Consider the following 12,363-nt stretch of genomic DNA (forward strand, 5'->3'; position numbering starts at 1 on the left):
TTTGCGCTCAGAGCCCCTTGAGCAGGTCGGTGACTTCGGCCTGCGCCGCAAACTTGTCGCCCAGCTTGGCAAGCTGCTCAAGCTCGCTCCTGGCTTCCTTCTTCTGTCCGGCCTTGATCAGTGCCTTGGCATAATTGAAACGGATCAGCGACGCCTGCGGGGCCAGTTCCACCGCTTCCTTGAGCAGCGCCACTCCGCGCGCCTTGTCGCCCTTTTCCATCAGCAGGACACCGAGAGTATCCATCACGGCCGGCTGCTTGGGTGCCAACTTGTTCGCTTTCTCGGCATAATCGACGGCCTTCGGATCCTTCAACTGACCGGCCACCCAGGCCATGTTGTTGAGCACCGCGGCGTTGTCCGGCTGTGCATCGAGCAGGATGCGATATTGCTTGGCCGCTGCGGCATAGTCCTTGCGGGCGGTATCCGCCTCGGCCAGATACAGGCGGAAGCGACCATCCTTGGGGTGATCCTTGAGCCAGGTCTGAGAAAACCTGTCCGCTTCGGCAGCATTTCCACCCACGGACATGGCCACATGCAACTTGACGGCCAGCTCGGTCGCCGCGGGAATCTGCGTGAGCCCGGCCCGGTAGGCCGTTGCGGCCTCCGTCCACGAGCGCTTGGCGGCATAGGCATCGCCCTCGAAAATGTAGCCGACAGGCTCCTTCGGCCGCTGCTTCTGCACCTCACGGGCGACAGCGACCGCCTCCGGCAGGCGACCGGCGTCGAGTTGGAGCATGATGATTCCGCGCTGTGCCTCGAGCGAATCGGGCATGACCTTCAAGGCCTTGTGCAAGCTCTGCAAAGCCGCTTCCTTGTTCTTTGCCGCAACTTCGACTTCGGCCATGCGCAGATAGGGCAATGGCAGATCGGGCTTGAGCGCGGCCAGCTTGCCGTAGGTGGCCAGCGCCTGGTTGAACTCTCCGGCGGCCTGCTGGGCACGTCCGGCAGCGTCCAGGATCTCGGCCTCGTTGGGCAGCACGGCGACCGCATTCTGGGCGGCGGAAAGCGCGCTCTTGATGTCGTTCTTGCCGAGATAAAGACCGATCAGGCCGAGATGGGGTGCGGACTCGGTCGGGTTTGCCGCCATTGCCCGATTGATGAGGGCGGCAACGTCCTCGGTCGAGCCGCCTTCCTTGGCACGCATCTGCGCGAGAGCGAGAAGCGCCTGCATGCTCTTGGGATCCTTGGCGAGCACCGCTTCGAAGCGCTTCTTGGCGTCGGCGGGCTTTTTCTCGACGATATCCAGATTGGCCAGGTTGGCCGCTGCCGGATAGAACGCCGCATTCACGGCCAGAGCTTTCTCGAAACTCGCCCGCGCGCCAGCCAGGTCGTGCTTGCCGAGCAGTGCCGTGCCGCGCAGGTTATGCACCAGCGGGTCATCGGGCTGCTTCTTCTCCATGCTGGTGATGGCCTTGAGGGCAGCGTCGAACTCACGACGCTGCAGGTGCGCGGCAATCAGGGCCAGGTCGGCGCGGTTGCCCGGGTCGGCAGCGGCAACCTGCTCGAGGTCGCGGAAGGCCACCTCGCTCTCGCCTTGCGCCAGATTGACCATCGCCAGCGAGGTCCGCTTGCCGGCGTTCTGCGGGTCGAGCGCGGCAGCCTTGGCGAAGTATTCACCCCCTTTGTCGATCTCGCCGTTCTGAACATAGACCTGGCCGGCCAGGGCCAGCATGTTCGAATCCTTGTCGATCTTGCCGAGCACCGGCGTGAGAACGCCCAGCGCCTTGCCGGGCTGCGAGCTACGCAGGTAACTGGCAATCAGCACGCGCCGCGCGATCCCCAGCTCCGGCGTGCTCGGAAGCGCCTTGAGCAGGTAGATCTCGGCCTGCGGATAGGCCTTCAGCTCGTACTCGATGAGGCCGGCCAGCTGCAGGCCGAGAGGACTGTCCGGCGTGAACTTGAACATCTGCTGGATGGATTCCCTGGCCGCCGGAAAGTCCTTTTGCTGGTAAGCCATCAAGGCCGACAGGTAGGTCGTCTGCGGATGGGTCGGAGCGATGTTCTTCATCGCCGCGATCTGTTGCCCCGCCTCGGCGAGTTTGCCGTCGGCCATGAACAGCCTGACGATCGCCGCATGCGCTGGCAGGTACGCTGGCCGCAGCTCCAGGGCCTTCCGATACGCCAGCATGGCGCCCGCTGAGTCGCCCTGGGACGACAGAACGTCGCCCTTGAATTGCCAGGCGTCGTAGAGGTCCGGCGACTTCTCGATCGCCGAGTCGACCAGCACCAGCGCGGCCGGCAGCTCGCCCTTCCTCGCCTTCTGCCCGGCCTGGCCAAGCAGCGCCGGGCCGTAGCCCGGTTGCGCCGCGACGGCGGCCGCATAAGCGGTTTCGGCCTGCACCGGCTTGTTTTGCATCAGGTAGGCCGTCGCCAGTGACGTCTGCAGGTCGGCCTTGGCCTGCGCCGTGGACAGGTCGGCGTTGGCAAATTCGTCGGTCACCTTGTCGGCCTGCCCCAGCGCCAGCATGCTGCGCGCAAGAGCCGGCGTCACCTCGTCGGCCGAATAATTGTAGAGCTTGGCCTTGCGCAATTCGACCTCGGCGCCGGTCGCGTCGCCGGCCTCGAGCAGCGCCTTGCCGAGAAGAAAACGCGCTTCGGCCAGGTCCGGTTTCTGCTGCAGAGCGTTCTTCAGCTGGATGGTCGCGGCCTTGGCATCGTGCTTGGCCAGGTACTCCTTGGCCGATGCGAGCATGGCTTCCGGTTTCTCGCCGCCACAACCAACCAGGAGCAGAGCGGCCAGCAAACCCGAAACGGTCGCTTTACGCAATCGCTGCATTGATGAGTCACGCGTATTCATAGGTATCCCCACGGAGTGGTAAAAATTGCAATTAGTCTACTTGAGTCCAAATCGATGCATCAGGTCGTACAGGGTCGGGCGGCTGACGCCAAGCAGTTCGGCGGCCTTGACCACGTTCCCGTCGGCACGCGCCATGGCGGTGATGATCACCCGCCTCTCGGCTTCGTCGCGCGCCTGGCGCAGATCCAGCGGCGTCGCTTCCGGCGGTTGCGCGGTGGACAAGCCGATGTCGTCGGCGGTGATCTGATTGCCATCGGCCATGATGACCGCCCGCTTGATGCAGTTTTCGAGTTCGCGCACATTGCCCGGCCAGCGGTGGGCTTCGATCGCCCGGGTGGCATCTTCGCGCAGGGTCATCGCGCCGCGATTCTGTTCCTCGGCAAAGCGTCGGACGAAGGCATGCGCCAATAGAGCGGGGTCCCCGGAGCGTTCCCGCAAGGGAGGGATATTTACCACAATTTCGGCAAGGCGATAGTACAAATCTTCACGAAATCCCCCGTCTGCGATCAGGGATTTGAGATTCTGGTGCGTGGCACAGACGATGCGCACATTGACCGGAATCTCCTGCCGCCCGCCGATCCTCTCGACAACACGCTCCTGCAGAAAACGCAGCAGTTTGGCCTGCAGCGAATGCGGCAGATCGCCGATCTCGTCGAGCATCAGGGTACCGTTGTTGGCGGTCTCGATCTTGCCCAGAGTCATTCGTGCGGCGCCGGTAAAAGCGCCCTTCTCGTAACCGAACAGCTCGCTTTCCAGCAGATTCTCCGGTATCGCTGCGCAGTTGATGGCCACGAAGCGTTCACCACGCCGCGTAGACGACTCATGTACCGCGCGCGCCAGAATTTCCTTGCCGGTTCCACTTTCGCCGAGCAGCAAGACCGTCGCATCACTGACCGACACCCGCTCAATGGTTCGGCAAACGCGCAGCAGCGCGGGGTCGCGAGTGAGCAGGCCGGACAGCACATCGGGCTGCTGCATCGATTGCAGTCGCTTGTTTTCCTGCTGCAGTTCATGCAGGCGGTAGGCACGATCGATGGTCAGGCCGAGCATTTCGATCTCGAAGGGCTTGGCAAAGAAATCGTAGGCTCCGAGGGCAATCGCCCGCAAGGCATTGGCGCGATCGTTCTGGCCGGTGAGAACGATGACCTTGGTGTCCGGCGCCAGGGTCAGGACTTCCTCGAGCAGCCTGAACCCCTCGGAAACGGAGTCGGCATCGGGTGGCAAGCCGAGGTCCATGGTCACCACTGGTGGCTGGAAGCGGCGAATCTGCGCCAGAGCACTCTCGCGGTCGTCGGCGGTGATGGTCTCGTACTGGTCGAAAGCCCAGCGAATCTGTTTCTGCAATGCTCGATCGTCCTCGACGATGAGCAGATGGGGTAGCTTTTCGGAACTCATTCCGACTCCTCGGGCAAATCAGCGGAGTTCTTTGTCGAGCCCGCGTCGAACAATGGCAACAGCAGGGCCACCTGCGTACCGACATCGACAGCGCTGTCGACCGACAGCTTGCCGCCCAGCTCATGCACGTACTGAAAACTCTCGTAGGCACCAATCCCCATGCCGGTCGGCTTGGTCGTCTGAAAAGGCTTGAACAGGCGCTCGCGAACAAACTCCGGACTCATCCCGTGGCCGCTGTCACCGACCTCGACCAGCGCATAGTTCCCTTGCCTGGCAAGACGGATCCACACGCGCCCAGTCGGGTCCGTGGCCTCCAGCGCGTTCTGGACGAGATGGCCGATGACACGTTCGATACGGTCTTCGTGGCCGCGGGCGACGAGCTTATCCTCGATGGTCAATTCGACCTCGCGTCCCTGACCCGACTTGGCGGTCTGGATGCGGCGCACCGCGTCAGCCAGATCGATGCCGCGTGGACTGTCAAGCGGCGTTGCGCCCTCGCGCAGCTGCAACATCAACTGGCGCATTCGTTCGACCGAGTTTTCGACGGTCATCAGCATGTCTTTCTGGAATTCGGGGTTGTCGCGGTGGCGTTCTGCGTTCTTGATCATCAACGACAACTGGGCGACGATATTTTTCAGGTCATGGACGACAAAAGCCGACATGCGGTTGAAGGAGTCGAACTTGCGCACTTCAAGCAGCGCTTCGCTGGCCTGCATCTGGCCAAGAAACGCTCCCGCCTGCCGGCCAGCCGTTTTCAGCAGGTCGTTGACCTCCCAGTTCACGTCGATTCGGGCCCGAGCCGTGGCCAGCACGACAAAGGCGATCAGCTCGTTGCCGGTGGTCAGCGGCACAACCAGCCATGCGTTCGGCACTTCGACCAGCCACGACGGCAGGGCGAGGCCATCATAGCGCCGCGGCAGCGAGCGATACTCCTCGAGATTGATCACCCAGCCGCTGTCGATCAGAAACCTGCACAAAGGACTGCCATCATCCTCCGTGGCCGCCGACACGGGCATGTTCCAGCACGCGGCCTGGGCAAAGAAACGCCCCGAAGGATCCTTCAACCACAGCGCACCGCCGGGACTCTCGACCATGTCGGCCAGGCCGCGCACGGCGTGACGGCCCATTCCCGAGAACCCGCCTTGCGAGGAAAGCGTCTGCGTGAAGCGCAGCCATTCCTCACGGTAGTCATAGCGGTAGCTGAAGAAGTGCTTGCCAACCTGGACCCGCAAGCGCGCACGCATGGACCCCGAAAAGGTCAGCGCAACGAGAACCAGCAGGGCAGCAAAGAGCAGCGCCAACTGCAGGGCCCGCCCCCACTCGCCGCCGAACAAGCGAACGTAATAGCCGGCGGAAGCCATGAACAACAGATAGATGCCAACGATGACCAGGGTTGCCGACTGCAGGGCGGCACGCTGCGACATCACCAGACGGCGCTTCCAGTCGTGGCTGCGGATCGCCGAAAGAGCGACCATCGGCAAGCTCACGGCGTGCGCAAAACCACGGATACTGAAGGCGTCGGCGTCGACCTGGTTGAACAACAGCGCGTCGGAGTAAAGGTAGAGATCGAACAGGAATGTGCCACCAAGGCCCAGACACAGCGGCTTGATACTCCAGCGAAAGTCGGGCGAGACGTTGCGAAACAGTTGTTCGAGCAGGACCAGACCGAAGACACTCATCGCCAGCGACGTAAATAGCGACAGGCGCTGCGCGGGCAGGAGCAGGTCAATGCCGGTGACCACCAGTACCTGCGCGCCGAAACCAACGACGACGAGGAGCAGGGCGATGCCACCCAACCAGCCGACGCGCACGCGCGCCGGCGCACCGTCGCCGGGCTCCGGCTTCATCAACAGGATCAGGAACAGATACCAGCCACCGAAGCGCAAGGCATCGGCGAGCATGCTGCCGGCGAGGAAGACAAGGTTATGGGTCAGCGCAAAAGCCATCCCCAGCAGTCCCCATACGGCACACAGGCTGACCGCCAGGAACATCGCGCGGCTGCGTCCTCCGACTCGCCAACCCGAGGCCAGATAGAGCGCCAGGAAGGCGGCCAGCAGTCCGGTCAGCCCGTAGCTCCAGGTAGCAATCATCGCCATATTGGTTGCCATCACGATCGACCAGCCTCCCCAATTCGCGCCCACACGCCATCTGCCAGGATCGCCAGAAAGCTCACTGAGCGCCTTTGCCGGTCAACACCACGCCGACCGTCTGAAAGAGAATCACGACATCGAGAAACAGGCTGTGATTCTTGACGTAAAACAAATCGTACTGCAGCTTCTGAATCGAATCGTCGACCGTCGAACCGTAGTGGTAGCTTACCTGCGCCCAGCCGGTGACCCCGGGCTTGACACTGTGGCGCACGGCGTAGAAGGGTACGTCGCGAGTCAGTTGATCGACGAAATAGGGGCGCTCCGGACGCGGTCCGACCAGGCTCATGTCACCGGTCAGCACGCTGTACAGCTGCGGCAACTCGTCGATGCGCAGCTTGCGGATGATCCTGCCGACACGCGTCACGCGATCGTCGTTGGCCGTCGCCCAGCGCGGTTGGCCATCGCTTTCGGCATCCTTGCGCATGCTGCGAAACTTGATGACATTGAACAGGCGGCCGTCGAGACCCACCCGCTCCTGCCGGTAGAAGACTGAAAAGCCGTCTTCGAGGATGATCATCAGCATGGTCAGCAGCATCACCGGTGCGGCCAGCAGCAAGAGGACGCTGGCGGCGACGATATCGAACAGGCGCTTGACGCCGGTCCGCCGCCAGCTCTGCCGAAAGCCGTCGCCGAAGATCAGCCAGCTGACACGCAGCGAATCGATGCGAATCTGCCCGAGGGCACGTTCGAAGTAGCTCGCCAGGTCGAGAACCTTGACCCCGGACAGTTTGCAGTCCAGGAGTTCGCGCAAGGGAAGCGCGCCACCACGACGCTCGCGAACAGCGACGATGATCTCGTCCACCTTCAGCGAATGCGCGGTGTCGGACAGCGACATGTCGCGCGACAGGAGGACCTGCGCCGGAACGACGATCTCGGTATCGGTCGGGCTGGGATAAAAGCCGACGATGTGGATATCCGGATCCGACTTGCGCAAGACGCGACCGACATTTTCCGCCTCGTCGCCGGCGCCAAAGACCAGCACCCGGTGACTGAGCAGCAGGCCGCTACGGCTGTGCGCCGAATGGACGCGGTGCAGCAAGGTCGCGAAGAGCGCCGCCAGGCCGGAGAGGAGCATGAAGCCACGATCGACCTCGGCCACGGAGAGCATGGAGAACACGACATAGGCCAATGGAATGGCCAGATACAGGGACAGCACTGCACGCGCCCGCGTCTCGGCCCGAGTGCGGCTATGAACGCGCTGATAGATACCCAGCCAGGCGTTGAAGGCAATGCTCATCAGCGCGAAGATCAGCGCATAGAAAAGCCACCTTCTCGAGTGCTATCTCGCCGCCACGACCGACCCAGACGGCGACCAGGATCACGCAGACCACCGGGAACATCAGATCGATCGCCACCCGGGCGATGGTCGCCCGATAAAACCAATGATTGAGACCTTGATCACGACAGACCCCTTGCAATCGCCAATCTGAAAGCTTTTCGTTGATAACGGACTTGCCGAACGTCGCCCTGGTGAAAGGGAAAGCAGGCAAGTATCACGAAACAGAGGTTATCAACGGAACAACGCCAAGACCGTGACCGAATACACAAGCGGGGGGGAATACCTTGTAAAACATACCGTCCAACTCCCTACAAATACCAAACGTGCACTTCAATACAATGCGCTAATACATTGATATGTCTTGTTCTATTGATTTTTGACGAGCGCGTGCAGTCAGGAATTCTGCAAGCTGCGGCGTCTGTCAGGGCGTCCGACCGGGAACCGACGGCGCTGCAAGAGGGTTGGCAGCAGCGCGCCCGTTCAGGAACAGGGCAAAGCATAGCAGCAAGAAGAACAGGAAAGCAGGCCGCGGCATGTCCAGAAGGCTGGAAAAAACGCCGACGGTCATAAATGCAATTAATGTAGCCAGTAAAAAGGGGGCCAAAACATGCGTACGTCCCGGCCCGCGGAGCAGGTTGACGCAGGCCAGCGCCAGCAGGACGAGCAGGAGCAGGAGGCCGCAGACGCCCTGATCGATGAGCATTTCGAGAAACAGGTTGTCGATGTGCCAGGGAACGAAATAATGGCGACCGGCAAAGAACCAATGCGCGAGCCCGTCGGAAAAGCCGCCATTCTCCAACAGGTCCCGCCCCGTGTCGTCAAGGAGGTGCAGCTTGGCGACGTCGATGGCGTCACCCGACCCGGCCAGGAGGCGCAAACTGAGAAAACCGAGAGCCGGTGGCCACGCACCGGCGGTGCTGGCAGCGGGAGCGTTCAGGCGCAGCGAGAAGTGGTGCCATTGCGCGTCCCCTGCCGGAACCCGCACCAGCGTCCCACGGCAGGAAGCCTCGTAGAGTAGATGCCTCTGGCAGACAGCCACACTCAGCCTGGCTTCCTGCGGCGCACGCAGGTCCATCGCCAGCGTGTAGGTCCCGTCGTGCAGTGGCGACACGCGTTGCAGCAGTTCGAAAGCGCCCTGCCGACGCGCGTCTTGTGACGGGCCGGAAAGGCGCAAATAGGTGCCGCTCCGGCGGTCGTCGACAAGCAGCAGGCGGCCGGGAATCGCGCTCTCCGGCACGGCCTGTGAATAATTGGCAGGAAAACGTCCCAGGCCCCTGCCGAACATTATCTCTGACGGCGATCGCAAGAGGTTCAGCCCGGCAGTCCAGTGCTCCAGGCGCCCCCGCCCAGATCGCGCTCGCTGGCCGACAGCCGCCGGCTCATGAAGTTGCCGAAGCCAAGCACCGCGACCACCTCGAAGGCCAGGACCACCAGCAGGACACGTCCTCCCCACAGGCGCCAGGCCTCCGGCGGCGGGAATGGCGAATCCGTCGGCGCGCTTGTTGCGGCAAGCTCGTCGGCGGGAAACGACTGCCGCTGCGCCGACAAACGCCAGGCCAGCAGCGCCAGGGACAGCCCCACGCCAAGATAGACGCTGCGCGAGAAACTGGTCAGGCAGGCGTAGGCGACGAGCACCGCCAGCGCTGCGGCGATGCCCCAGCGCCGCCGATCCGGCGCGCGCACCACTGCATGGACGGCAAACGGAACCGCCAGCGCAAGATAGCCGTCGAGCGCCGCGCCACCGACGTGCATCTCCCAGAACAGGGCCGTGCTGCGATAGGCCGTCGAGAAGTCGAACAGCCCGGGTAGGCGCTGCGCTCCCAGACAATCGCCACACAGAGCAGCCCCAGGCCGGTCGCCACCGCCCGCGGCGAGACGGGACGCCGCCAGCGCCGGCGCGCGTTCGTGCAGCTGGCGCAACGACGGCAAGAGGAGCAATGCGAAAAAGAAAGCCTTGCCTGCGCGCAGCTGTTCAAGGGCTCTTCGTAGCCCTGGAACCATCCCGCCAGCGAGGGATCGGCAGCGCTCAGACCACGCACCAGGGCCACAGCGTAGGATACGGCGAGCGCCGCCAGCCCGATTCTGGCCAGGCGAACGAGGGTGAATTCCGCGGATCCCGCGCTGCCGTCCGGACGGCAGCAACGGGTGAGGAGCGCCTTCAGCCGCCCTCGCTGCACCGTCCGGGCGCCGTAACCGGGGCGCGCTGGCGATCGACCCCGGCGTGGCCAGCAATCGGCGGCCATGCGTGCCTGGCAGCCGCTCACCGCTGCCAGTAGCAAGAGGTCGAATTCGTCGATGCCGATCCAGCCGGTCCACGCCGAGAAACTGGCGACCGGCAAGAGTGCCGGGAGGACGAACAGGAAGAGCGACGGGCGCAGGCCGACCGCCATGGCCCAGGCGACGAAAGCGACACCGAGCAGGTTCGGCCACAAGGGATGATTGGCGGCGATGAACAGGCCCAGTGCGCCAGTGAGAGCCGCCAGCGCAGTATGCAGCCCGAGCGGCCAGCTCACGGCCTGCCGCCCGAGCAAACACAGCGGACACTCTCAACGCGGCCTGCCTGCCGGCTTCCAGTGGTCATCAGCCCTCTTTTTTTTTTCCGTTCGCCTGGCCGGCGCAAGACCTTGGCGCGGGAATACTGTCGGTGCGACCCGTACCTGTCAATCGATCAAGCCTCGCGACCGCGAAGCTCATGAGCCGGACACAACGCCGACGCAAGCGCTCAGCGACGGGAGCGGCTAGCGCGCAAACGGAAGAGGCCACCGGTGGACCACGATCGTGCAGCATGGTCGAAAGGTGGCCTCAACGCAGCAAAGCCCATGCCAGAGGCAAGCAGCCCTGCTAGCTAGCCGGCTTCAGCTCGTTGGCAGCAATCACCCGCGCACGCCGAAGCTGGATGACAATCACCAGCCCCATCAGCAGAAAGGCAGGAATATAGAACATTCCTTGTCCGGTCGCTCGGTGGCCACCTCGAGGGCAGTGATGACAAAGCCCTGCTCGATGCCGAGCTTCGCCGCACGGCTGCCGAACTTGACCCCCAGGATATCGACCTGATCACCCGACGCCATCAGGCTGAGGCCCACGGCATTGAGACGCTGCAGTGCGGGCGCCTGGACGCCGAGCGGCAGCAGGACCCCCTTGGCGACCTTCTTGCCGTTGATGTCCTCACCCTCGTCCAGACCCTCAGACCAGCACCGTCGGGCGCCTGCTCGACAACCTCCATGATCTTGGTCGGCGGCAACTTGTCGTAAGGCGGATGGATGATGTCCATCCAGAAACCCGGACGGAACAGAGTGAAGGTCACCAGCAGTAGAACCAGGGCTTTCCCACCAGCGGTTGCGGGTCATGAACCAGCCCTGCGTCGCGGCGGCGAAAAGGAGATTGGCGATGATCGCCGTAGACACCGTCAGGAAGAGGTGTCCGAGGCTGTCGATGCCGAGTCAGCAACAACTGCGTGTTGAAGATGAACATGAAGGGCAGGATCGCCGTTCGAATGCTGTAGCCGAAGGCCGTGACACCGACCTTGATCGGGTCCGCAGCGCGCTATCCGGCCGCGGCATACGACGCCAGGCCTACGGGCGGTGTTCACGTCGGCCATCAGTCCGAAATAGAAGACGAACAGGTGTACGGCAATCAGCGGCACCAGCAGACCGCTCTGCGCACCGAGTTCGACCACCACCGGAGCCATCAGGGTGGATACGACGATGTAGTTGGCCGTCGTCGGCAGACCCATGCCAAAGGATCAGGCAGATCACCGCCACCAGACAGAGCATGATCATCAGGTTGCCGCCCGAGATCAGCTCGACCAGCTCGCTCATCACCAGTTCCGATGCCGGTCAGCGTCACGGTACCGACGATGATGCCGGCGGCCCGCAGTGGCGATACCGATACCGATCATGTTGCGCGCACCGGTGACCAGGACCGTCAAGCAGGTCCTGGAAGCCCTGGCGAGCCGCTGCACCAAGGTCACCGTGCTGGCGGAAGAAAGCAATCATCGGCCGTTGCGTGACCAGGATGAACATCAGGAACACCGTCGCCCAGAACGCGGACAAGGCCGGCGAGAGCTCCTCGACCATCAGGTTCCAGATCAGCACCACCACCGGCAGCAGGAAGTGCAGACCGGACTTCAGCGTCGGACCGGCATCCGGCAGGTGGTCGATAGGCGTATCCGGATCGTCCATGTGCAATTCGGGATAACGTGTACCGAACTTCAACAGGCCGATGTAGCCAGCCATCATCACCACACCGACGATATAGATCGAGGCGTCACCGAAGACATCCTTGAGCCAGCCAAAGCCGTAGTAGACGATGCCGGCAAGGATGACCATTCCGGAAACGGTCATCAGGAAGGAAATCATGCGCTGGCTCAAGGTGGCCTCGTGCACATGCGGAATGCCGCGAATGTCGGCCTTCATCGCTTCCAGGTGCACGATGTAGAACAGCGCGATGTACGAGATCAGCGCCGGCAGGATGGCGTGCTTGAGCACCTGCGTGTAGGGAATGCCAACGTACTCGACCATCAGGAAGGCAGCCGCACCCATCACCGGCGGCATGATCTGACCGTCGACCGAAGCCGCGACCTCGACGGCGGCGGCCTTGTCGGGTCGATAACCGACGCGCTTCATGAGCGGAATGGTAAACGTCCCGGTGGTGATCGAAGAAAAAGAAACATTGGTCGATCGACGACCCGCAAATCAGGCCCGTACACTCCTGAGGCCACCACCGCGGCCTTCGGCCGGACC

6 protein-coding genes and 1 pseudogene are annotated in these 12,363 nt (G+C 62.9%); all 7 read right to left on the reverse strand.

Annotated elements, in window-relative coordinates:
• Nucleotides 1-7: 7 nt before the first annotated feature.
• The gene (prsT, locus tag QZ634_RS20855) at nt 8-2,797 is read right to left on the reverse strand and encodes an XrtA/PEP-CTERM system TPR-repeat protein PrsT (protein WP_291991400.1); all 2,790 of its coding nucleotides are present in this window, start codon (nt 2,795-2,797) and stop codon (nt 8-10) included.
• Nucleotides 2,798-2,833: 36 nt separating this feature from the next.
• The gene (prsR, locus tag QZ634_RS20860; RefSeq protein ID WP_291990159.1) at nt 2,834-4,192 is read right to left on the reverse strand and encodes a PEP-CTERM-box response regulator transcription factor; all 1,359 of its coding nucleotides are present in this window, start codon (nt 4,190-4,192) and stop codon (nt 2,834-2,836) included.
• Nucleotides 4,189-6,300, reverse strand: a complete 2,112-nt coding sequence (gene prsK, locus QZ634_RS20865; RefSeq protein WP_291990668.1) for an XrtA/PEP-CTERM system histidine kinase PrsK — start codon at nt 6,298-6,300, stop codon at nt 4,189-4,191. The genes prsR and prsK overlap by 4 nt, the downstream gene beginning before the upstream one ends.
• A 61-nt stretch (nt 6,301-6,361) precedes the next feature.
• The gene (locus QZ634_RS20870; protein ID WP_291991401.1) at nt 6,362-7,579 is read right to left on the reverse strand and encodes a TIGR03013 family XrtA/PEP-CTERM system glycosyltransferase; all 1,218 of its coding nucleotides are present in this window, start codon (nt 7,577-7,579) and stop codon (nt 6,362-6,364) included.
• A 463-nt stretch (nt 7,580-8,042) separates the two neighbouring features.
• The gene (locus QZ634_RS20875; protein ID WP_291991402.1) at nt 8,043-8,906 is read right to left on the reverse strand and encodes a hypothetical protein; all 864 of its coding nucleotides are present in this window, start codon (nt 8,904-8,906) and stop codon (nt 8,043-8,045) included.
• Between the two features lie 26 nt (nt 8,907-8,932).
• A complete protein-coding gene (locus QZ634_RS20880; protein ID WP_291991403.1) occupies nt 8,933-9,559 on the reverse strand; it encodes a hypothetical protein in 627 nt (208 codons plus the stop codon).
• Between the two features lie 903 nt (nt 9,560-10,462).
• A pseudogene (locus tag QZ634_RS20885) lies at nt 10,463-12,363 on the reverse strand (TRAP transporter fused permease subunit); the annotation flags it as partial.

Source organism: Candidatus Accumulibacter sp. ACC007, assembly GCF_907163205.1.
Taxonomy (GTDB): Bacteria; Pseudomonadota; Gammaproteobacteria; order Burkholderiales; family Rhodocyclaceae; genus Accumulibacter; species Accumulibacter regalis.